Annotated in this window: 18 protein-coding genes and 2 tRNA genes; 10 read left to right on the top strand and 10 right to left on the bottom strand. The window is 66.8% G+C overall.

The window, feature by feature from the left end:
* The first annotated feature begins 23 nt into the window (after positions 1-23).
* A tRNA-Ser gene (locus F6S87_RS03060) sits at positions 24-108 on the top strand.
* A 43-nt stretch (positions 109-151) separates the two neighbouring features.
* On the opposite strand, the gene F6S87_RS03055 is transcribed toward F6S87_RS03060, so the two are convergent.
* Entirely contained in the window at positions 152-1,804 is a 1,653-nt protein-coding gene (locus F6S87_RS03055; protein ID WP_163227160.1) for a hypothetical protein, read from the bottom strand.
* 263 nt (positions 1,805-2,067) lie between these two features.
* On the opposite strand from F6S87_RS03055, the gene F6S87_RS03050 reads away from it, so the two are divergent.
* Positions 2,068-2,916 (top strand): GntR family transcriptional regulator, encoded by an 849-nt coding sequence (locus F6S87_RS03050; RefSeq protein ID WP_163227159.1) that lies wholly within the window; start codon positions 2,068-2,070, stop codon positions 2,914-2,916.
* A 6-nt stretch (positions 2,917-2,922) separates the two neighbouring features.
* Here F6S87_RS03050 and F6S87_RS03045 read toward each other — a convergent pair whose 3' ends face one another.
* The 7 genes from F6S87_RS03045 to F6S87_RS03015 all read right to left on the bottom strand — a co-directional run bounded on the left by F6S87_RS03045 (position 2,923) and on the right by F6S87_RS03015 (position 12,952).
* On the bottom strand, positions 2,923-4,569 hold the full coding sequence (locus tag F6S87_RS03045) for an alpha/beta hydrolase family protein (protein ID WP_163227158.1): 1,647 nt from the start codon (positions 4,567-4,569) through the stop codon (positions 2,923-2,925).
* A 115-nt stretch (positions 4,570-4,684) separates the two neighbouring features.
* Positions 4,685-5,401 (bottom strand): DUF4125 family protein, encoded by a 717-nt coding sequence (locus F6S87_RS03040; RefSeq protein WP_163227157.1) that lies wholly within the window; start codon positions 5,399-5,401, stop codon positions 4,685-4,687.
* A gap of 55 nt (positions 5,402-5,456) precedes the next feature.
* The gene (locus F6S87_RS03035; RefSeq protein ID WP_163227156.1) at positions 5,457-7,976 is read right to left on the bottom strand and encodes a DUF4037 domain-containing protein; all 2,520 of its coding nucleotides are present in this window, start codon (positions 7,974-7,976) and stop codon (positions 5,457-5,459) included.
* 121 nt (positions 7,977-8,097) lie between these two features.
* Positions 8,098-8,775 carry a LuxR C-terminal-related transcriptional regulator gene (locus F6S87_RS03030; protein ID WP_163227155.1) on the bottom strand — a complete coding sequence of 226 codons (678 nt, stop codon included), beginning with the start codon at positions 8,773-8,775 and terminating at the stop codon, positions 8,098-8,100.
* Positions 8,772-10,346 carry an ATP-binding protein gene (locus tag F6S87_RS08685; protein WP_231129313.1) on the bottom strand — a complete coding sequence of 525 codons (1,575 nt, stop codon included), beginning with the start codon at positions 10,344-10,346 and terminating at the stop codon, positions 8,772-8,774. The genes F6S87_RS03030 and F6S87_RS08685 overlap by 4 nt, the downstream gene beginning before the upstream one ends.
* Positions 10,347-10,436: 90 nt before the next feature.
* The gene (locus F6S87_RS03020) at positions 10,437-11,066 is read right to left on the bottom strand and encodes a hypothetical protein (protein ID WP_163227154.1); all 630 of its coding nucleotides are present in this window, start codon (positions 11,064-11,066) and stop codon (positions 10,437-10,439) included.
* 119 nt (positions 11,067-11,185) lie between these two features.
* Positions 11,186-12,952 carry a PspC domain-containing protein gene (locus F6S87_RS03015; protein WP_163227153.1) on the bottom strand — a complete coding sequence of 589 codons (1,767 nt, stop codon included), beginning with the start codon at positions 12,950-12,952 and terminating at the stop codon, positions 11,186-11,188.
* Between the two features lie 118 nt (positions 12,953-13,070).
* On the opposite strand from F6S87_RS03015, the gene F6S87_RS03010 reads away from it, so the two are divergent.
* The 3 genes from F6S87_RS03010 to F6S87_RS03000 all read left to right on the top strand — a co-directional run bounded on the left by F6S87_RS03010 (position 13,071) and on the right by F6S87_RS03000 (position 15,047).
* Positions 13,071-13,844 carry an ATP-binding cassette domain-containing protein gene (locus F6S87_RS03010; protein WP_163227152.1) on the top strand — a complete coding sequence of 258 codons (774 nt, stop codon included), beginning with the start codon at positions 13,071-13,073 and terminating at the stop codon, positions 13,842-13,844.
* Positions 13,845-13,960: 116 nt separating this feature from the next.
* Positions 13,961-14,839, top strand: a complete 879-nt coding sequence (locus F6S87_RS03005) for an ABC transporter permease (RefSeq protein ID WP_231129367.1) — start codon at positions 13,961-13,963, stop codon at positions 14,837-14,839.
* Between the two features lie 134 nt (positions 14,840-14,973).
* A tRNA-Pro gene (locus F6S87_RS03000) sits at positions 14,974-15,047 on the top strand.
* A 64-nt stretch (positions 15,048-15,111) separates the two neighbouring features.
* Here F6S87_RS03000 and F6S87_RS02995 read toward each other — a convergent pair.
* Entirely contained in the window at positions 15,112-16,479 is a 1,368-nt protein-coding gene (locus tag F6S87_RS02995) for an O-acetylhomoserine aminocarboxypropyltransferase/cysteine synthase family protein (protein ID WP_163227150.1), read from the bottom strand.
* Positions 16,466-17,719, bottom strand: coding sequence for a trans-sulfuration enzyme family protein (locus F6S87_RS02990; RefSeq protein ID WP_163227149.1), 1,254 nt, complete (start codon positions 17,717-17,719; stop codon positions 16,466-16,468). The genes F6S87_RS02995 and F6S87_RS02990 overlap by 14 nt, the downstream gene beginning before the upstream one ends.
* Before the next feature lie 390 nt (positions 17,720-18,109).
* On the opposite strand from F6S87_RS02990, the gene F6S87_RS02985 reads away from it, so the two are divergent.
* The 5 genes from F6S87_RS02985 (at position 18,110) to F6S87_RS02965 (ending at position 22,601) form a co-directional block, all read left to right on the top strand.
* Positions 18,110-18,859, top strand: coding sequence for an amino acid ABC transporter ATP-binding protein (locus F6S87_RS02985; RefSeq protein ID WP_163227148.1), 750 nt, complete (start codon positions 18,110-18,112; stop codon positions 18,857-18,859).
* Positions 18,860-19,045: 186 nt separating this feature from the next.
* Positions 19,046-19,888, top strand: a complete 843-nt coding sequence (locus tag F6S87_RS02980; protein ID WP_163227147.1) for a transporter substrate-binding domain-containing protein — start codon at positions 19,046-19,048, stop codon at positions 19,886-19,888.
* 3 nt (positions 19,889-19,891) lie between these two features.
* Positions 19,892-20,614: an amino acid ABC transporter permease gene (locus F6S87_RS02975; protein ID WP_163227146.1), complete on the top strand. Its 723-nt coding sequence runs from the start codon at positions 19,892-19,894 to the stop codon at positions 20,612-20,614.
* Positions 20,611-21,387, top strand: coding sequence for an amino acid ABC transporter permease (locus F6S87_RS02970; RefSeq protein ID WP_163227145.1), 777 nt, complete (start codon positions 20,611-20,613; stop codon positions 21,385-21,387). Before F6S87_RS02975 ends, F6S87_RS02970 begins: the two co-directional genes overlap by 4 nt.
* Positions 21,388-21,443: 56 nt before the next feature.
* A complete protein-coding gene (locus tag F6S87_RS02965) occupies positions 21,444-22,601 on the top strand; it encodes a uroporphyrinogen decarboxylase family protein (protein WP_163227144.1) in 1,158 nt (385 codons plus the stop codon).
* Positions 22,602-22,640 lie beyond the last annotated feature (39 nt).

Genomic DNA, 22,640 nt, shown 5'->3' with positions numbered 1-22,640 from the left:
TGTGCTATAGTGAACTTCTGTTCGGAGAGATGTCTGAGCGGTCGAAAGAGACGGTCTTGAAAACCGTTGATGGGCAACCATCCGCGAGTTCGAATCTCGCTCTCTCCGCCCGCAGGGGTTTCGCGCAAGCGGAACCCCTTTTGTTTCGCCTTTATTGCGACATCCAGGAGGCGAGCTGGGCGGCGATGTCCTTGTCGCCGCGGGCGGCGAACTGCCCTGCCAGGTCGGCCAGGTCGATGATGGGGTCGGAACCGGCGGGAGTTGCGTCGGCGCCGATGGAGCGGCGCAGGTAGGCGAGGGCCAGGACCGGATTGTCGGTGACGGGCTGGCCGGCCAGCGTCAGGGCGGCGTGCAACGGGTTGCCGTCGAAGGGACCGATCCGGCGCGTCTCGAACCAGCCGTCGTCGCCGAAGACAAGGAAGACCGGTTCGCTTGGCGCCAGCGCGGCCGAGTCGAGAATGACGCCGGTCTTCTTGAGAAACAGCGCCGTGCCTTCCCATTCGACGAGCTGGTGGCCGTAGGCGGCGTGGAACATGCGGGAGCTGCCGAACGGCATCCTGAGCGCCGCGGCGACGGTGCGCGGCAGCGTCGTGTTGTCGTTGCGCACGGCACCGCCGTCGACGCTGTCGCCGCCGCGCAGGCCGGCGTCGGCGCGGAACGCCCAGGCCGGTCCGTCCACGCGGAACAGCCGGTGGGCGTGCGTCGGGTCGTCGGCGGGCATGTAGTCGCCGGGATTGTCGGTGAGCGTGACGGTGCCGCCGGCCCCGCCCTCGCACAGGAACCAGCCGCCGGCGAGGTTGGCGCTCAGTGCCGTCGGCGGCACGCCGCAATCCTCTCGGCAGACGCGGCTGAACTCGCGGCGCCCCATCGTACCGCCGTGCTCGGCGAGCACCTCGCGCATCAGCTGGCCGTAATTGTGATATTCGCGCATGCCCCATTCGCGCAGCGCCCACGTCTTCGGACCGACCATCATCGTGCCGTCGTCGCCGGCGAGCGTCTGGTAGAGCGCCGTCTCGGACTGCCGGGCCGGCACGAGTTCCTGCAGTTCGGCGATCGTCAGCGGCCGGTCCTCGATGTACAGGACGGCCGGCACCAGCACGCCGGGACGGTCGCCGAGGATGAGGTCGCTGCCGTAGACGGTGTAGCGGCTGTCGGCGAGCCAGCGGCTCATCGTCGCCGTCAGCGCGCCGTCGTCGCCGAACGCGCCGACGGACTCGAGCTCGGCAAGCGGCACGACGGCGTGCGCCTCCACCTTCGTCTTGAGCATGAGGTCGAATCGGGCCTTCGCCTGGCCGATCGTCGGGCGACCCACCCATTCGCCGTCGAACTCGATCGTCTTCGCGTTGAGGTGCCGCAGCACGTTGAGGACCGGCGTGCCGACGTCGCGGATCTGCTCGTCGAGTTCGGGAATCGTGCCGACGACTTCGGACCGCAGGCGGAACGACGCGTCCGCCGGAAACATGTCGTCGAATTTCCCGCACACGCCATAGTGGTCGAGAATGATGACGATGCGCTTGCGCTGCAAGTTCATTTCCTGCCGGATATTGCCGGCGCCCTGGCCGGTGGCGACGGCGATCGCGGCGACCGGCACGAGTTCGTCGCCGGCAAATCGTCCGATGAAGACCGCCAGGCCGCGCTCGTCGAGCGAATCGGCGAATCGCGCGAGGGACTCGCCGACGGTAGGGGCGGCGAGAATGGCGGGGTCGAGCTGGCGCGTGTAGCGCTGCTTCTGGCCCTTGGTGGAATGCCTGCTGGGCGGATGCGTCAGCGGCGGCCTGATGGGCCCGGGCTTCTTCTGGGACATGGGACTCGATCTGTCGGGGGACTTCTTTCCATTTTCTCACGGACCGTCCCTCCCCGGAAGGCTCGACGGGGGTCCGCGCGTTTCCCGACGGGGGCGCCACAACGGCAATGAACACGCGCGAATCGTTCCAAACATTGACGCGCGGCGGGAGGAAATGTCCGGCAGACGCCATACTGGTAGAAAACAGATGTCCATGACAACCGACCGGCGGAGGAAGTCTGTGCCGCCGGGCATCCATGCTGAGCAGGCAAGGAGAGTGCCCGATGACCGGCGAGAAGACAGTGGAGGAACCCGGAACGATTCTTCCGGACGAACCAAGCACCGACGCGGCGACGCCGACCGGCGAGTCCGGCGAGCCCGGCGCGCGGCCGACGGTGGCCGAGATTGTCCGCCAGGTGCGGACGCTGATCGCCGACCGCCAGCTTGACGTCGGCGAGAAGCTTGGCTCGGAACGCGGACTGGCCGAGCAGTTCGGCATCTCGAGGGCCGAACTGCGGCTCGCGCTCGCGCAGCTCGAGGCGGCCCACGAGATTGTGCGGCGGATCGGCCGCGCCGGCGGCATCGTCGTCACCGACGGCAAGCTGGAACGCAACCTCAACGACGCCGAGTCGCTCGCGCAGGCGGCCGCCAGCCAGGGCTGGAAGCTGACGTCGCGGGTGATGGCGGCGGCGGCCGTGCCGGCGACCGACGCCGACATCCGGATTCTCAAGCTGCCCGGCACGACGTCGATGATCTACGACGTCACGCGGCTGCGGCTGCTCGACGGCGTGCCGCTGTCGGTGGAGCGCTCGCGGCTGCCGGCGTGCCGGCTGCCCGGACTGCTGTCGAAGGACCTGACGCGCTCGTACTACGACATCTTCGAATACGACTACGGCCTGGTGCCGAAGTGCGTCGACGAGGAACTCGGCACGGTGGCGGCGACGGACTCCCAGGCGACGTTGCTCGGCGTCGCGGCCGGCACGCCGCTGACGCGCATCCGCCGCGTGACGAGGGCCGTCAACGGCATGCCGTGCGAACGGACGTCCGGCGTCTACCTGCCGGACCGCATCCGCTTCACGATGCACCGTCCCGACTACCTGCGGCCGGACAGGACCCCGCGGCGCGGAAAATAAGCTGGCTCAGACGATCATCAGCCCGAGGAACGTGCACAGGAAGAACATCGCGAGCACGCACAGCGTCGTCGCGACGATGACGACCCAGTGGCCCGGCATCATCTTCATCGGCTCGTGCGCCGGCTCGCCGCGGAAGCGGAAGCGTGTCTTGTTGACGATGATCCGGTCCCACATCCACGCGAACAGCACGATCGCGCCGAGGAACAGGATCTGCAGCGCCAGCCAGCCGGCATGCAGCGCCGTCGCCTCGTCGGTCAGCGACAGCGCCGCCTTCGCCGTCATCACGATGTAGCCGCCGCAGCCGGCGAGCATCACCGCCGTCATGACGAGGTTGAGCGAGATCAGCAGGCCGGTGCCGCCGGTGAAGCGGCGCGGCTTGCGCAGCGTCGCGGCGGCGTTGGCGTCGCCGGAAGCCTCGGCGCGGCGCAGCCGGCGCGCGCGGCCGTGATTGACGCCGACGAGCACGAACGACGTGACGACGGCGACGAGCCACGCGAGCAGTCCCAGTCCGGCGACAATGAAGATCGCGTTGACGTTCGAGACGAGTCCCGGCTTCATCTCGGACGCTTCCGGCGCCGCGTACTCCTGGTACGGCTGGTCGCCGGCGACCATCGGCGTCGCCCAGTCGTCGGCGGTCGTGCCGGCGGCGACGGCGTTGATCCAGTCCTCGAGATTCGTCGTGTAGTGGCTCTCGAGCTGCAGGCCCGGCAGCGACAGCGCCGAACCGACGCGCATCTGGTGGTTCGTCGGATAGTAGCGCACCGTCACGTTGTTATTGCCGTCGGCGGCGGCCGCCGACATGATCATGCGGGCGCCCTGCTCGACCGGCATCGCCGGGTCGAGCGTGCCGTAGTTGACGAGGACCGGCATCGTCAACGAGTCGAGATACTCGCCGGTGTCGAAATCGGCGTAGTTGAGCCCCAGCCAGCCGAAGTTCATGCTCGTGAACTTCGGAATGATGCCCTGCACGCCGCTCGGCGCGCCGATGATGTTGAGATACGACGTCGCGGCCATCGCCATCTGCGAGCGCCCGGAGACGACCGGCGGCGACGTCAGGATCGAGAACGCGATGTCCGGATCCTGCTTCGTCATCACCGTCGAGATCCACGTGCCCTCGGACTCGGCATAGACGCCGACCTTCGACGAGTCGACGCCGTCCCAGCCGCGCAGCGTGTCCAGGCCGACGGTGTAGTCGACGGCGTTCGACAGGTAGTCGCGGCTGAGCGCCGTGTAGTTGTCGAGACGCTTGTCCTGGACGAGCGTCGTGATGCCGGCGCTCGCCATCGCGTTGGCGAGGTCCTCGTAGACTTCCGACGCCTTGCCGGTGCCGGCGCCGTGGACGAAGACGCAGGCAGGCCGGCCGCTCGGCGCGCCGATCGGCTCGCGCACGATCGCCATCGCGTGCTGGCCGCCGGAGATCGCCATCGTGATCGTCGTCGTCTTGACCTTGTACGTGCCCTCGGGCGTCGTCTCGAGGTCCTTCGCCTTGATCGACGTGCTGTCGGAGGAGACCTTGAGGTGGTCGGCGTACGCCGTGACGTGCCAGCCGGGCGTCATCGCGGCCGACAGCACGGCGAGCAGCCCGAACAGGATGACCGAGAGGAACAGCACGAGCTCGATTCGTTTCCAGGCATTCTGCTTGCGGACAGCCATGTGTTCCAAATCCAATCTCGACATCCAATCCCGACGGCGTTGGGTAAATTCGAGACAAGTCTAGTGGTGCGGGTGCCCAGTCTTCGCCGACGGTGATGTCGCCATTGACGGCGTCCTACGCGGCGTCGGTCGCGGCCTGCGCCGAAGCATCGGCGGCTTCCATCGCGTCGAGCGAATCGTAGCCGGCCAGCAGCGCCGTGTTGAGCACCGTCTTCGTCGTCAGGTTCTCGCCGCGGTCGGCGAGTCCCTCGACAAATCGAGCGTATTTGTCCAGTGTCGCGTCGGAGTACGTCGACAGTTCGCCGCGCAGGTATGTTTCGAACGACGTCTGTTCGGACGAATCGTCGGCGGTGCGCAGCACGCGCATCGCCTCGCCGAGCTTCGGGTACTGCCTGCGGAACCCGTCGGCCCAGTCGACTTGCTGCCGGACGATCCGCTCCTGCAGTTTGCGGCGACGCCCGTCGAAGTCGAGCACGATTCCCGCGGCCTCGAGCTGCGGCGCGATCTCGGCGCGGTACGCCTCCGGCGCCGTCGACGCCATCATGCGAGCGTACTTCTCGGTCACGAGGTTGCGGCCGGTGCGGTCGGCGTCCTGCAGGTCGCCGAGATAGCTGGCAAGCAGGTCGTCGGGCCACGTCGCGAACTGGCTCAGGCGCATCACGTGAAACACTGGCCAGTTGCCCTGGCAGGCGGCGCGGCCGCCCTCGTTGTTGGTGCGCTGGAACTGGTCCCACTCGGCCCTGATGACGGCCTCGATCAGGTCCTCGCGGGTGGAGGAACGCGTGGCCTGCGCTTCGGCCGGGGCGGTGGTCCGGACGGATGAATCGTTCATGGAAAAGAGACTCTTTCTCTGTGAAATTCGGCGGGGAAATTCGGCGGGACGGCGGTCAGATGCTGTGCAGGCAGGGCGCCTTGTCGACGATGTTGTCCTCGACGTACGGACGCTGCCACTCGAGGAACGTCTCGTCGCCGACGGTCAGGCCGTTGGCCTGCAGCACGGCGACGACCTCGAGCGCGATCGACTCGACGAGGTCCTCGATCTTGTCGGCGGCCGCGGCGCCGGTGACGCCGGCGGTACCTGCACCGGTGGCCGTGCCGTCCGCGACGGTCGCCGGGCCGGGGAAGCAGGCGGGGCCGGCGAGGGCGAGAATCGTCTCCAGCTTGCCGCAGACGTCGGCGAGCGCCATGCCCATGCGGTCGCTCAGCCGGCGCAGCGCGGCGAACCGCCACTTGTAGTACGGCAGGTAGCCGACGGTGACCGGGTTGTTGATCAGGAAGACGAGCGAGGCGGTGGCGTTGGCGAATTCGTCCAGGCAGGCGAGCGCGGCGGCGCCGTCGCCGCGCTCGAGCATGCGGTGGAAGTTCGACTGGCCGGCCTGCGCCATCATGCCGAGGCGGCGCGAGATCAATGACAGGCGCACGTCGTCGGGCATCTGCAGGAACTTGTTGCGCACGGCCGAGAACGCGCCGAGCGGGTCGGCGAAGACCTTGCCGTCCGTCGCGGTGGCGAGCGTGGCCTCGTCGAGCATCAGCCATTCGTGCGGCTTGTCGGCGGCGGGGGCCGTGCGGTAGCCGGTGAGCTGTTCGTAGAAGTCGCCGATTTCGAAGACGCCGACGCGGCGGCCGCCGCGCGGCGTTTCGAGTCGGCCGTCGAAGCCGGCGAACGATGTCGGCAGCGCGTCGTAGCTCGCCTGCAGCGAGCGGCCGATCGCGCGGTAGTCGTCTCCGGTCAGCCACAGGCAGACGCCGGGGCCGAAGTCGTGATCCTGCGAGATGGCGTCGTCGAAGCCGTAGCATTCGGAGCCGTGGCCGACGAGGCCGGCGGCGATGCGCGGCACGAATTCGGGGTAGTCGCGCACGAGCATCGGCCTGACGACCTCGAGCCAGTAGCGTTCGGCGAGGTCGAGGCCGGTGAGCGGACGGACGGAGGCGGCGGGTTCGGCGGCTCCGGCGGTGTCGGTAGCTTCGGTGGCTTCGGCGGTAGCGGGGGAGTCCGCGGTGGGGTCCGCAACGGTGTCGGAGGCGGCGTCCGCCACGCTGCCGGACGTGTCGTCGGCCGCGGCGGCGGCCTGGCCCAGCATGTCCGGGAAGCGCAGCGCCTCCTCGTGGTCGATCATGTGCGACGGATGGTCGGCCTCGACCGACGGGAACTCGATGCTGCTCTCGTCGACGACCGGCTTGTCGGCGGCCGGGGCCGTCAGCACGTCGTCGATCGTGTCCGGAACCGGCCGGTCGGCGTCGGCGGCCGCTTCCGCCGCGACGTCGGGCGAGAAGGAACGGTTGCCGAAGTCGGCGGCGACCGGACCGTCGGCAGTCGTGCCGTCGCCGATGCCGGTCGCGCCGTCGTCGAGGTCGGAGCCGCTGGCGGCCATCGCCTCGTCGTCGAGATCCTGCTCGGCGACATTCGCTGGCGTCAGGCCGGTGCGGCCGGCCGCGTTGAGCGCGGCGACGGCGGCCTCGAAGTTGGCGTGCGTGTCGCGATAGGCGTCCGAATCGTTGCCGTAGCAGGCGCCGACGATCGCGAGCGCCTTGTCGTAGTTGTCGGCGGCGGCCTCGAAGTCGCCGGCCATGAAGCGGCTGCGCGCGTACGCGCCGAGCGCGGCCGCGTAGTGCGGGCTCGTCGTGTGGCCGCTGCGCTCGTAGGACAGGCGCGCGTGCCCGGCGGCCTGCTCGGCCTCGTCGAGCTTCTCGGCGATGACTGGCTTGTCGCCGCCGGCGTCCACGCCGTCGACGGCCACGTCGGCCGTGTCCGACGCCTTGACGGCCTCGTCCATCAGCACGTGCGCGAGATTGACCAGCGACGTGGCGATGTCCGATTCGCGCGAATCGTCCGCGGCATTGCCGTCGCCGGCCGCCGTGCCGACGTGGCCGGCGCGCAGGCCGGAGATCGCGTCACGCAGGGCCGACTCCGCCTCGGCATAGCGGCCGAGGTCGGTGAGCAGCAGCGCGTAGTTGTTCTTGAGCTCGGCCGTCTGGTGGCTGTCGTCGCCGAACGCCTTTTCGTAGGCGGCGATCGCCTGGCGGAACAGATCGAGCGACTGGTCGGTGTTGCCGGCGAAACGCTGCGCGTTGGCCGCGTTGACGAGCGTCATCGCCCACTGCGGCGTGCCCTCGAGGCCCATCTTCAGGGCGAGCTCGATGGCGCGCTGGATGATCCACTGGTTCTCGCGATGCTTCGACTGCACGCGGTAGACGCCCATCGCCTCGTTGAGGATCGTCAGCAACGCGGCGTTGTCGCCGTCGTTCTCGGCTTCCGTCATCGCGTCGGTCAGGTAGTCGTCGATGTCGGAAGGACTGGCGCCGTCGACCTTCATCGCGTCGAGATGGCCGAGGAATGCCTCGACATCGTAGGCACCGGCTTCCTCGCCGCCGGTCGTGGCCGCCTTGTCGAAAAGATCCTCGCTCACTACTGCTCCTTCGAGTCACGAACCTAAGTCAGATTGACTCAAGTCTAGGCCGGTCAGTCAGGAGTCTCCCGACTGCCGACGGGAATTACGCTGGAAGTCGAACGGTCGGGCGGCACGGAGATCAGACGATGCGGCGGGTGGCGGCCCAGAGGGTGAGTTCGGTGCGGTTCGACAGCTGCAGCTTGCGCAGCACGTTGCCGACGTGGGTCTCGACCGTCTTGACCGAGATGAACAGTTCGGCGGCGACCTCGCGGTAGGTGTAGCCGCGGGCGATCAGGCGCATCACCTCTTGCTCGCGGGCCGACAGCCGGTCGAGTTCCTCGTCGTGGATCTCGCCGGCCGGCGCCGGCACGCCGCGGAAGGCCTGCAGCACGAAGCCGGCGAGCTTCGGGGAAAAGACGGCGTAGCCTTTCGAGACCTGGACGATCGCGTCGGCCAGTTCCATGCCGGAAATCGTCTTCGTGACGTAGCCGAGCGCGCCGGCGCGGATAACGGCGCCGACATCCTGCGCCGAATCGGACACCGAGACGGCGAGGAACAGCGTCGCCGGCGAATAGGAGAGCGCCCGCGACAGGATTTCCGCGCCACCGCCGCCGCGGCCGCCCGGCACGTGGACGTCGAGCAGCACGACGTCGGGCTTCGTCTGCGCGATCATCGCGACGGCGGACTCCACGTCGCCGGCCTGGCCGACGACGTCGAATTCGAATTCGGGATGGTCGGCGGCCGCCGCGGCCAGCGTCGCGATGACGCCGGCGCGGAACATCTCGTGGTCATCGACGACGGCGAGCCTGATGGTCATCGATCGCTCCTTTCACTCATCGGAATATGCATGCGGACCTCGGTGCCCCAGCCGGGCCGCGACACGATCTCGACATGGCCGCCGCGACGTTCCAGCCGGCCGACGATCGACTCGCGAATGCCGAATCGTCCATCCGGCAGCCGGGACAGGTCGGCGTCGAAACCGTCGCCGTGGTCGCGGACGAAGACGTCGACGCCGTCGGCACCCACCTCCGCGTAGACGGAGATCGGCTCGGCACCATGGACGGCGGCGTTGACGAGCGCCTGCGTGGTAGCGGCAAGGATGGCATCGGTCTGCGTGCTGGGCTCGGCGTCGCCGACGGTGACGACATCGATCGCCTTGCCGTGCGTCCGCTCGACGTCCGCCGCAATGTCCTCGATTCCCGCGCTGAAGGACCGGTCGGACGGCACGCGTTCCCGATAGAGCCAATTGCGCAGCTCGCGCTCCTGCGACCGGGCCAGCGTCACGACCCGCTGCTGGTCGGCGGCGTTGAGCTGGATCAGCGCCAGCGTCTGCAGCACGCCGTCATGCAGGTGAGCGGCCATGTCGGCACGCTCCTCCTCGCGTTCCTTCTGCGCCCGCTCGGTCGCGTTCGCGCGGACGAGATGCATCATCCACGGGATGATCGCGACGATCGTGCACAGCAACAGTCCCAGGCCACCGATGACGCCGCGCGGCCACGTGATGACGCCGGTGCCCCACGCCGCCTGCGTCATCAGGACGGCATAGGCGACGAAGATCAGCGCCAGACCGCCGACCATCGCGCCAAGCGAACCGCGGCGGCCCATGACGTCCGCGGCGGCATCCGGCGTGCCCGCCGCGCCGGCGTCCGCGCCGCCGGTGCGGATCCACGCCAGCGCGATGCCGGACGCCGCCAGCAGCGCCGGCACCGCCAGGCCGGCGTCGAAGCGCGGCGACGCCACCAGTACGGCCAGTGCAATGCACACGATGCCGCCGAGCGCCACGAGCGCCGGCACCGGCGCGTTGCGCAGCGCCGCGAGGAGGGAAGCGGTGGACGATTCGGCGAGGGAAGCGGCGGCGCTCGCGGGCATCGGCCCGGCCGCGGTGCCGTTGGCATTGCCGCTTGCGGTACCCGCTGCGTCGGCGGCCATCGTGCCGCGGGCGGCATCGGCAGCGGCATCGGTGCCGAACAGCGGATTGTTGCCCCTGGCGAGTGGCCGGGTCGCGGGACTGCCGGCGTGGCCGGCGGGGTGTCCGCTGCCGTACAGCGTGCGGGCCGTGGCGGATGAATCGTCCAGGGCGGCGCGGGCACTGGACAGGACCGGACCGCCGGGATTGAGCGGAGATGCGAGCCGGGCGGCCTCCGCCTGCGGGTCGCCGGCGGGAATGAAGATCCACAGCAGGACGTAGGCGAGTGCCCCGACGCCGAAGTAGCAGGCGAGCGCAAGGAAAGCGAGCCGCGTCCAGACGACGGAGATGCCGAGGTGCAGCGCCGTGCCCCTGCACACGCCGGCCAGCCACTTGCCGCTCCGCGGCCGCAGCAGCGGCAGCCGCGCGCCGATCTGCCGTTCGATCGGCGCGGCCGGCACGGCGATTCCGTCAGGTTCCATAACGTCCCATTGTGTCAGCCGCGGCGTCGCGGCGGCGAAAAATTCCATGGATGCCCGATGTTGTCCAATACCCGGTGCCGCAAGGGGCGATTATCGGCCGGAAGGGTCGGCGGGAGCGGACTTCGACCTGCTCACGCTGACGACGACGGCGACGACGACCAGCGCGAGGCCGACGATGCCGAGCACGATCGAGACCAGGTTGTTGACCTGGATGCCCGACAGCAGGTTCATCGGCACGCCGAGAATGGCGACGGCGAGCGCGACGAGCGCGAACAGCGTCACGAAGGCGCCGAGGACGATTGTCGCCGGGCTCGCGCCGTCGCCGGCGGGAACGCCGGTCGGGATGCCGCTCGGGGTTCCGTCCGGGTTGCCGGTCGGGGTGCCGTCCGGGTTGCCGGTCGGGGTGCCGTCCGGAGTGCCGGTGCCGGTCGGGGACGCGCTGCCGTTCACGCCGTCGGGCCGGGCGTCAGCCGGTGACGCAGCCAGCGGGTTCTCGCCCAGCGGCTGCGTGGCTTCCAGTACCACGGTCGTTTCGTCATCGACGACGGCGTCGGCCGTTCGATCACCACCTGCGCGTCCGTCGGATCCTGCATTGCCGCTGTCATGGTCGTTGTCCTTTCCCGCGTGACTTGTCGTGTTGTCCGCCGCGCCGTCGTGCGCGACATCCATCGGCGTCGTCGCGTCGAATTCGTCGGATTCGCCGTTGTTGTTGGTATTCATCGTGATCGTGTTCCTTGAAAGAGTTCGTGGTGTTCCTGTGAGGTTTCGTGAAATTTGGACCCAAGAACCACGCAAGATCCATGGTGGTTCCGTCCATGCGTGCGCCGGTGGCGAACAATCTACGATCGTCGCCAGTTCAGCGTCGCCTGTGGCCAGCCTGTCGTGTTCGTGCCGGTGGACTGGTACTGCACGGTCACCTTCGCGTCGGACAGCAAGGCGGCGGCGATGACGAGCTCGGGTTCCGGCGCGTTGTCGGCATCGGCGAAACAGGGCCAGTAGTTCGCGTTCTTGCCGTTGAATTCGTACGATTCGTCCGCGCCGACCCCGGAACAATCGATGCCGGCATTCGTGCCGGCGACGTAGACGCCGGAGCGGCGGTCCGAGGCATAGCCGAAGTTGGCCGTGCCCGTGTCCGTGTCGAGGCTGAAGTCCAGCGCGCCGCCGAAGCCCAGGATCAGGTTGTCGCCACCGACCGACGACGTCACGTCGCCGGATTCGAACGCGTATTCGCCGATCCGGAACGAGCAGCCGTCCGGAATGGTGACGAGCACCTGCGATTCGACGGCGGACAGCCGCAGCGTGCCGGCCGGGCACGTCGACGTGGCCGTCTTGCCGTTGTTGAGCATGACATCGTGGGACGTGGCGACCGAGGAGCCGGTCAGGTCGATGTTCAGCACGTCGGCGTCGTAGTCCGAGCCGGAGACGACGACGCCGCGCCGCAACCGCGCGAAATCGTTGCCCGTGACGGCCAGCGTGCGCTTGCCGTCGACGACGACGGAGGCCGTCGAGTTCGTGAACATCGGCAGGCCGCTGTGACGGATGACCGAGTACGAGGTGCACGTGATGACCATCAGCACCGACAGCGCCATCGAGAGGATGGCGTAGGGAATCAGGCCGCCGGCGCGGCGACCGCGGATGCCGATCACGATCAGCATGACACCGACGACGAGGCCGAGCACGACGGTCCAGACCGCCGCCGCCATCACGTCGAACTCGACATTGCCGACATGGCCGAGCACGAAGCCAAGCAGGGCCGTCGCGAAGAAGCCGATCGCCGTGACGGCGAGCACGAGCGCCGGTCCCGCCGGCCTGCGGCGCGGCACGACCGGAGCGACCGGCGACGCGGCATACTGCGGCGCGACGTATGGCGGGACGTCGGCATACGGAGGCTGCGGAGCGTATGGATTCTGCGCGTACGGCGACTGCCCGTATGGAGCCTGCGTGTACGGCGACTGCCCGTATGGAGTCTGTGCGTACGGCTGGGCATGCGCAGTGGCCGGCGGCACGAAGGAATTCGGCGCGTCGTGACCGGTCATGTTCGCGGTGGGTGCCGTCGCCGACGGACCGGGGCCGGAATCCGGAGAGGCGTAGGGCGGATGGATCGTTCCCTTCCAGCGCCGGCGACCATTGTCGACCAGGAGAAACAGGAGGAGCGCGGCAAGCGCGAGCGCGACGATCCAACCGCCGTACCAGCCCGAGCCGGCGGCGATGACGACGCAGAGGATGACGCCGAGCATTGACCAGTCCCAGCGGTCGTTGACGGTGTCCTCGGCGAGGATGACGCCGGACGATTCGTCCGGCAGCAGCAGCCAGCCGAGCGCGTACAGCAGCGCGCCGAAGCCGCCGAAGAGGACCGAGACGGCGAACAGCACGCGCACGAGCACCGTCGACCAGCCGATCTGGCGCGCGATGCCGGCCGCGACGCCGGCGATGACGCGATGGTCGGGACGCACGACGTAGCTGGAGCGGATCCAGTTGAAGAACTTGGCACCATGAGGCCGGGGCGGCTGCGGCTGATTGAGCGGCGGCTGCGGCCCGGTCGCGTTGCCGGCGGAGCCGCCGCCGGCCGGGTTGCCGTTGCCGAAGAAAGCATTGTTGTCGTTCATGCTTTCATTGAACCAAGCCGCACCCCGGCCGACATGTCCGGGAACACCCTGATTGGCCCCTGATTTCCGCCGATTTCACTGTCACCGGAGAAGAATTGCCTAATTTATAGTTGGGGATATGGGAGCACAGCAGAATCCGCGGAATCTGGCCGATCAGACAGCGCCGGCGCCGCTGTTCGTCGCCGAACATGTCGACTGCACGGTGCCGAACGACAGCGGCGGCAAGCGCGTCATCTTCGACGACTTGGCGTTTCACGTGAATGCCGGAGAGATCGTCGACCTGACCGGCGCGTCCGGCGCCGGCAAGACGACGCTGCTCACGGCGTTCGCGCGACTCAACGTCAACACGACCGGCACGTTCACGCTCGCCGGCCGCGACTCCGGCGACTTCACGCCGCAGGAGTGGCGACGCGCCGTCAGCTACCTGCCGCAGACGAGCATGCTGATGGGCGAGACCGTCGCCGACGCCGTGCGGTTGCCGTGGACGTTCAAGGTGCGCTCGCGGGCGACGAAGGGCGCCGGCAAGACGCCGAGGGAACTGCTGCCGGACGCGACCATCCGGGCGCTGCTCGACGAAATGGGCTGCGAGGACATCGACCTCGCCCGTCCGCCGGCCAACCTGTCCGGCGGCCAGGCGGCGCGCGTCTCGCTGTGCCGGACACTGCTGACGCATCCGCGGGTGCTGCTCGCCGACGAGGTCGACGCCGGCCTCGACGCCGAGAACGCCGCCAAGGTCGGCGTCGTCTTCACGAAGGCGGCGGCCGGCGGCATGGCGATCATCCGCATCCGGCACCGGCAGAGCGACCACCGGGCGAAGCGGATCATGGTGCTCGAGAACGGCAAGCTGCACGAGGAACAGGCCGGCGAGCCGGTGGAGGCGATCGCGCGATGAACTTCATGATGAATGCCGGGGCGGCGACACTGGCGGGCGAATCGTTGCAGCAAGTGCTGCTCGGCAGCGTCGACGACACGACCGACGCGAACTATTTCAACATCTCGATCTGGGGCATGATCCTCGCGCTCGTCATGGTCGTCATCGCGGCGGCGATTTCCGCGGCGATGAAGATGGGCGTCGCGAAGTCGATCCTGTGGGCGACGTGCCGCTCGCTCGTCCAGCTGATGGCGATGGCCGTCGTCATCGTCTACGTCATCAAGGCGAACAATCCGTGGCTGGTGCTGGCGGTGCTGTGCGTCATGGTGCTCGCGGCCGCGCAGATCACGATGACGCGCGCGAGCGGCATTCCGAAGGGGATGACCGGCATCGTCATGCTGAGCCTCGTCATCACGATCGTGCTGATGCTGACCGTCGTCGCCGAGATCATCGTGCATCCGGTGCCGTGGTACGCCGCGCAGCTCATCATCCCGATCACCGGCATGCTGCTCGGCAACACCGTTTCCGCACTGTCATTGGGCCTTACGCGATTCTTCGACTCTATGCGCGAGCGCGCCGACGACGTGCAGACGATGCTCGCGCTTGGCGCCTCGAAATGGGAGGCCGCGAAGCCGTCGATGGTCTCGTCGATCAAGCTCGGCCTGCTGCCGTCGATTGCGATGCTGGCGTCCAGCGGCATCGTCACGATTCCGGGCATGATGTCCGGCCAGGTCATTGCCGGCAAGAACCCGATCGAGGCCGCGAAATACCAGTTCGTCATGCTCGCCGCCGTCGGCGCGCTGACATTGCTCGCCGACTCGATCATCATCGCTCTGGTCTACAAGCGCTGCTTCGTCTCGTTCGACCGCTACTTCGTCCCGCCGGCCGCCCCGGCCCCGACGCTCAAGTCGCTCGTGCACCGTTCGCCGGCGACTTCGGACGATTCGTCCGGCTCGTCCGAATCCCTCCGCTCGGCGACCGACCCGGAGAACGATCCGATGGATGACGGGAAATAGGGGAGAAGCTCCCTTCCAGGGAGCAAGAGGCCGGAAACGGCGGAATCGTGCGAAAAGGAAGCTGCACCCCCTAGTCGACACGCCGGATTTGCGCATCGAGACGATCGGCGTAATATATCACTCGTTGCAAAAAACGGGCTGTAGCGCAGCTTGGTAGCGCGCTTCGTTCGGGACGAAGAGGCCGCGGGTTCAAATCCCGCCAGCCCGACCGTTGATGGCAACATCAAAAAGAAAACCTCAGGACCTTGCCGGGTCCTGAGGTTTTCTGGTTTTTAGCGGTAGGCGTGCTCGAAGGCCTGAGACAGGTCGGCGATGAGGTCGGCAGGGGACTCGAGACCGATCGACAAGCGGATCAGCGTGTCGGTCACGCCGTTGGCCGCGCGATGATCGGGATGGACCTCGCGGTGCGTGATGCGGGCCGGGTCGACGATCATCGAGCGCACGTCGCCGATGTTCGGCACGTACGTGAATACCTCGACGCCGTCGAGGATGCGGTCGACGACGTCGCGGCCGCCCTCGACCTCGAACGACAGGATCGTGCCGACGCCGTCGGGAAAGTCGCGGCGGACGATGTCGTCGGCCGGCGTCGCCGCATGCCCGACACGCTCCGCCAGCGCCAGCCCGGAGTAGTTCGCCTGCGTCACGTGCGGATTCGTCAGCAGCCATTGCGCCACCGCCGTCGCCGACCGGACTTCCTGGCGCGTGCGCACGTCGAGCGTCTCGAGGCCGACCAGCTGCAGGTAGGCGTTGAACGGACTCAGCACGGCGCCGAACGTGCGGACATATTTCGTCCTGATGCGACGGATATAGGCGTCATGCGGTCCGTGGGCGGACACGAAGCTGTCCCAGGGCTGTTCGGGGGAGGGCGAGACGACGAGCTCGGGCTCGCTCAGGTGCGGGAATCGTGCCGCATCGCTCCAGTCGAAGCGGCCACTGTCGACGATGACGCCGCCGACGGCGTTGCCGTGGCCGCAGATGCCCTTCGTCGTCGAATGGACGACGACGTCGGCGCCGTGCTCGATCGGCCGGAACAGCGCCGGCGTCGGCACCGTGTTGTCGACGATCAGCGGAATGCCGTGCCGGTGGGCGATGTCGGCGAGCCGGCGCACATCGGTCGGCTCGGTCGACGGATTGGCGATCGACTCGGCGAACACCGCGCGGGTATCGGGACCGATCGCCGCCTCGACTTCGGCGGGATCGTTAATGTTCTTCACGAAGTCGGTCCGCACGCCGAAGTGAGGGAAGAACGACGCCATCGCGTCGACGCTCGCGCCGTACAGGTTCGTCGGCGCGACGAGCCGGCCGCCGCCTTCCGCGGCGCCGAGCAGCGCGAACGAGACGGCCGCCATGCCCGAGCCGACGGCGACGGCGTTCGTGCCGCCCTCCAGCGCGGCAATGCGCCGCTCGAGAATGTCGACGGTCGGGTTGGCGACGCGCGAGTAGGCGAATCCCTCCTCGATGCCGGACGACAGGCGATCGCCGCGAGCCGCCGTCTCGAGATCGAACGCCGCCGACGCGAAGATCGGCGGCACGACGGCGTCAAGACCGTCGTCAACCGGCGAGTAGCCGGCGTGGATGGCGGCGGTGGCGAAGTCCCGCCGGCGACAACACGGCTCGGCGGACAATTCAGTGAACGGCATGGAACGATTCCTCCCCCTGACGAAGCGCGGCGGCGCTCGCCGCGAACTGGAACGCCTGCTCGAGGTCCTCGATCAGGTCGCGGACATCCTCGACGCCGATCGACAGCCTGACAAGCTCGTCGGTGATGCCGACGCGCAGCCGCTCCTCGCGCGGCAGTTCGAAATGCGTCATGACGGCCGGCAGCTCGGCCAGGCTCTCGACGGCGCCAAGCGAGACGGCGAGCCGGAACAGCTCGAGATGGTCGAGCACGTCGGCCGGGTCGAGTCTCTCGACGACCTCGAAGCTCAGCACGCCACCGAAACCGCGCAATCCGCGCCGCGCGACATTCGGCTCGCCATGACCGCCCGGCAGGCCGGGGTAGTGGACCGTCTTCACGTACGGGGAGCCAAGCAGGTACTGGCCGATCTTGAGCGCGTTCTCCTGCTGCCGCTCGATGCGCAGCGCGAGCGTCTGGATGCCGCGGCGCACGGCATCGCACTCGGCCGGCGCCAGCACGCCGCCAAGCCGGTTCTGCGCGAAGTAGAGACTGTCGGCCAGCGACTGTCCGCGCCACGTCCCGGCGGCCGTCACGACGAGGCCGGCAATGACGTCGGAATGGCCGGCGAGATACTTCGTCGCCGAATGGATGACGATGTCGGCGCCAAGGTCGAGCGGCTGCTGCAGGTAGGGCGTCACGAACGTGTTGTCGACGATCGCGAGCGCGCCGAACTCGTGCGCGGCCCTCGCGATGGCGGCGACGTCGTTGACCTGCAGCAGCGGGTTCGTCAGCGTCTCGAAGTAGACGGCGGCGGCCGGCCGGGCGACGGTGTCCTCGCCGGCGTCGAGGCCGGCGAGCGCGGCGCGCAGCGCGATCGGGTCCTGCGTGTCGACCGGCGTCACCTCGACGCCCCAGCGCGCGAAATGCTCGTGCAGCAGCGAGAACGTGCCGCCGTAGATGTTGTCGCCGACGACAATGCGGTCGCCGGGCCGGAAAATCGACAGCACGGCGTGGATGGCGGCCAGTCCGCTCGCGAACGCAAAGCCGCGCTCGCCGTGCTCGAGTCCGGCGATCTGCGTCTCGAGGAACTCGCGCGTCGGGTTGCCGCTGCGCGCGTAGTCGTAGCGCGGCATGGAGGCGACCGAGGGAAAAGCGTAGGTGGACGAGTTGTAGATCGGCGGATTGACGGCTCCGGTCGTGTTGTCGCCGACCGGCCGGCCGTGGACGAGCGCGGTGTTGAGCCGCGTGCCTGGTCGCGTCATGGGGCACCTCCTTGGGTTGCGTTGGAGAAAGTTGACTTGTTGATTGGATTGCCGAACGATTCGCCGGTGACGATTCGCTCGCGAAAGTCACGGTAACCCGTCAAAAAAAGATGATGCAACCGGAATTTCGGCGTGTTCATAGTGAAAAAAATTATGACTGCTTATCGATGGCAACAGACAGTGGACTTGATGGAACGCTATAGAAAAAGGCGTTATCGAATCCGTCATTTCATGCGGAATTTCAGGATATGGTGTGAACTATCGCCACGGCGCTACCTGCAGGTGTGGGGCTTGCCGCCGGTTGATTTTATTGTTCGTTTTTATTTCGCTCGATCATGGATTTTATTCACGGTCGATCGGTAATTCACTTTTGAAGGAGGTGTGTCATCCGTGCTGACCATCGACCATCTCGATTACACCGTCGGCGACAACCACGTGCTCGACGACGTGCATCTGCACGTGAAGGCTGGCGAATCTGCCGTTATCCTCGGTCCTAGCGGCGCCGGCAAATCCACACTGCTCAAGGCCATCATCAACCTCGTTCATCCGCAATCCGGCACGGTACGGCTCGGTGTCAGGACGGTAGGACCGTCCACGGATGAATCATTCCGGCCGGACGGGCAGGCCGAACCGACGACCATCGCGCTTGACAGGCCGAGCAAGGGCGACGTCAATTTCCTGCGGCGCAACATCGCCACCGTGTTTCAGAGCTACCCGATGTTCACGCACAAGACTGTGCTACAGAACATCGTCGAGCCGCTGCGCGTAGTGCACGGGATGTCCCTGGATCGAGCGCATCGCACTGCTATCGAATATCTCGAAAAGTTCAAGCTCGGCGAGAAAGCGCACGCCTACCCCCACGAATTGTCCGGTGGCCAGAAGCAACGCGTAAGCATCGCCCGCGCCTTGTCGCACAATCCACGCGTCATCCTGCTCGATGAACCGACGTCCGCCCTCGACTACGACCTCGTCGGCGATGTTGCCGCGGCAGTGCATGCGCTGACCGAGCAGGGCATCGCCGTCGTCACCGTCACCCACGACCCGACGTTCGCCAGCCGCATCGCCGATTCCACGTTCCGGCTGGCCGACGGCCGGCTGAAGAGAACTGATCGGCGCGTCGGCTCGATGACCGGCGCGTGAACCGCCTTACCACTTCCAACCATTCTGGCAACCCGGCCAATTCACACAGCCCAACCACTTCCCACGACCACAAGAGAGAGCAAGTTCATGTATCCAATCATCGTTGAGTCCACGAAGCAGTCTCGCAACCGCGACGAACAACGGAAGAACCACGGTCGCCATGCCGGCAACATTCACAAGGCGGTGATGAGTACGCTCGCCGCGTTACTCGCCGTCGGAGCGCTTGCGGGTACCGCCGCATGCGGCGGTACGGCGAGCGACAGTTCCAATGCCGCCGCAGCCGACGACAAGGCGGCGACGACGCTTACCGTCGCCGTCGCTGCCAACTCGAAGCCGCTGAGCTACACCAATGACAATGGCGAACTTGACGGTTACGAATATCAGGTGCTCAAGGCCGTCGATGACCTGCTCGACGGCTATGACCTGAACATCGAGGCGGTCGCCGACGACGCCGAAGACATCGGCATCGACACCGGCAAGTATGCGTTGACCGCCGGCGGATACTTCAAGACGGCCAAGCGCGAGGAGAAGTATTTACTGCCGTCCGTCAACTCCGGCGTCTCGCTAATGAGACTGTACACGACCAAGGACCGCACGGACATCAACACGCTTGACGACCTCGTCGGCAAGGTCGTCGCGCCGATCAGCCCGTCCGGCGGCGTCAACAACCTGCTCGCCGGCTACAACGAGGAACATTCGGACGCGCAAATTGACCTGACCTATCAGGAGGATCTTCCCATCGCCGACCGCTTCTCGGGACTATTGTCCGGCAAGTACGACGCCGTCGTCATTCCGCAGCAGAGCTTCGACCTGGACAGCATCGAGTCCGCGCTCGGTGCGACGTTCCGCGGCAGCGAGCCGGTACAAGTCAACAACCAGTATTTCCTTATTAATAAGGACTACGAGGACTTCGCCGCCCGCGTGGACGAGGCGCTCGCTACGCTCAAGGACAACGGCACGCTGACTTCGCTGTCCAAGAAGTACTTCGGCACCGATGTCTTCCAGTATGAGGATCAGGCGGTGAGCTGACCGATGTCGATTGATCTTGGTTACGTTCTCGGGCTCGTGCTGAAGTTTCTGGCAAAGCTGCCGGCCACGCTGCTGCTCACGGTCGGCTGCTTCGCCGGAGGACTGGTCCTCGCGTTCGGCATCTTCTGGGTACGCAACGCTCGCATTCCCGTCGTCAGCCAGCTGGCCGACGTCTTCGTCTCGTTTGGCCGCAGCGTGCCAGTCATCCTCCAGCTGTTCATAGTCTACTACGGCCTGCCGCAGCTGCTGTCACTAACCGTCGGCGTCGACCTCGGCTCGTGGAACAAGATCACGTTCGCCGCCGTCACGCTGGTCGGTTTCGACTCCGCCTACCTTGCCGAAGTATTGCGCGGCGCCTACCTCGCTGTCGACCGTGAGCAGATCATGCTCGCCCAGTCGCTCGGTTACGGTCCCGTTGCGCTGTGGGGTCGTGTGGTGCTGCCGCAGATGCTTGGCATTGCGCTGCCGGACCTCGGCAACGCGCTCATCAAGCTGCTGCACAATACCACGCTGCTGTTCACGATCGGCATCGTCGACATCATGGGCCTCGCCGACATCATCGTCTCGAACAACTACGGCATTCGCCAGGCCGAAGTCTATCTGGCCGTTGGCCTCGTCTACTGGGTGGCCTCCGCCGCGCTCGAGCTGCTCGTCAAACTGTGCCGCCGCTTCAACAAGTATTCGGTGCTCGTCACCGACCAGATCAGGCTGGAGGTGGCCGCATGATCCGCCTGGTCCCGCTGGCCGGTTTGGCTCCTGTCGCGCAGCTGTCGCAGAATACGCTGCGCGGCGACGGCTTCGTCAATGACCTCGTCCAGATCCTCGCCGTCGTGCCGGCGTCGCTGCTGCGCGCCGTCATCATCCTCGCGCTGTCGATATTCTTCGGCACGATTCTCGCGTTGCTGGCCCAGCACCGCATTCCGGTCGTCACGCAGGTCATCCATGTCTACGTCTCATTCTTCCGCGGAGTGCCTGTCCTCGTCCAGCTGATGTTCTGGTACTACTTCCTGCCGCAGCTGGTCGGGGCCGCGTTGCGGACTGCGGGCCTGCCGGGCACTGGCGCTGACGACCTGAGCGCCGACGCCATTCTCATTTTCACGTATGTCCTGTGCTTCAGCGCCTACCTGACCGAGACGGCCACGGCCGCGCTCAACTCGGTGCCGGCCGAACAACGCCAGCTCGCCGCTTCGCTTGGCTACTCGCCATGGCAGGCCACGCTGCGCGTGGTGTTGCCGCAGGCCGCGCTGTATGCGCTGCCCAACATCTGCAACATGTTCGTCATGCTCGTCAAGGTGTTGTCGCTCGGCTTCACGATCGCTGTCGTCGACATCTTCGCCGAAGCCAAGATCATCGCCGGCTTCTACGGCGACTACATCGTCGTCTACACCGCCGACGCCCTGGTGTTCTGGGGACTGTGCATTGTGCTGACCATTGCGTCCAATCACGTGATCAGGGCCACCGGTAGCCGCCGCGGTGTCGCCGACTTCGAACTCGCGTGAGCTTGAACGCAAGAATCGTCCCATATGTATCCCTCAATTTCAAGGAAGGACCAACCATGACCATCGACCGCAAACAGGCATTCCATGACATCCTCGACGGCCACGCCGAGGTGCCGTTCCTCACGTCCGCATGGGCGCACTTCGTCGGTAGTGAATACGGGCCAGCCGAACTCGCCGGCGCGCACATCGACTTCGTCGAGCGCTGGGACTGGGACTGGGTGAAAATTAACCCACGTAGCGCCTACTATCCGGAAGCTTGGGGCGCCGTCTTCGACCAGTTCGACTACGGCGGCGGCAAGTCGCCACGACTTGAACGTCCCGTCATCCTGCGACCCGAAGACACCGCCGGCATCCGCCACATCGACGTCGAATCGTCGCAAGTGTTCCGCGAACAAGTCGCCGCGGCCGCGCAGATCGCCGACCGGTTCGACGACCGCGTGGTCATCCAGACCGTCTTCTCCCCGCTGACGGTCCTGTATTACCTAGCCTCGCTGCCACGCGTCAAGAACAAGCCGGTGTACGGGCCGGCGCCGACAGTGACCATCGAGTCGTTGCTGTTCGAACAGCCTGATGCCGCCAAGTCGGCACTGCTCGCCATTGCCAAGACACTCGCCGACTACGTGCGGCTGCTCGTCGCTCCGCGCTCGCAGGGCGGTGCCGGCGTCGACGGCATTTTCTACGCAGTCACCGGCACCGTGGCGAAGCACTACCTGACGCGCGAGCAGTACCGCGAATTCGGCGAGCCGTTCGACCGGATTGTGCTGGACGCCGTGCGCGACGCCTCGTCATTGTCGGCCGGGGAAGCCGGTGCCAAGATCCGTCTGCTCCATACCTGCCAGGACTATTCCAACCCCGACTGGTTTGTGGGCTATCCGGTCGACGTGCTGCAGTGGGACCAGTTTCTGGCCGGCAATCCGAAGCCCGACGAGCTGATCGGCGCTCCCGGCGAATGGACAAGCCTTGACGGCAGGGTCGCCGACCTTGGCGTTCATGGTCCGGTGCCGGTGCTCGGCCCCGAATCCCGCTTGCTTGGCGCCAGCACCGACATCGACGAACTTCGTCGCGAACTGCGCGACGTCGTCGAGGAACGCGTTGGCAGGCCGTTCCTGTTGGCCCCAAGCTGCACGCTACCTGGCTTCGACGATTCCCGCCTGCGACTGCTGCGCGAGACGACGTCGATTGAGGCCGCGCTTCCTGTGGACGCCATCGACTGACGGCATGGAACGAGAGCACGCGGAAGGCGGGTCGGATTG

The sequence above is a fragment of the Bifidobacterium choloepi genome, assembly GCF_010667615.1.
In the GTDB taxonomy this organism is placed as follows: Bacteria; Actinomycetota; Actinomycetes; order Actinomycetales; family Bifidobacteriaceae; genus Bifidobacterium; species Bifidobacterium choloepi.
Note: the sequence above shows the minus strand (reverse complement) of the source record. Positions and strands in the feature narration are given on the sequence as shown.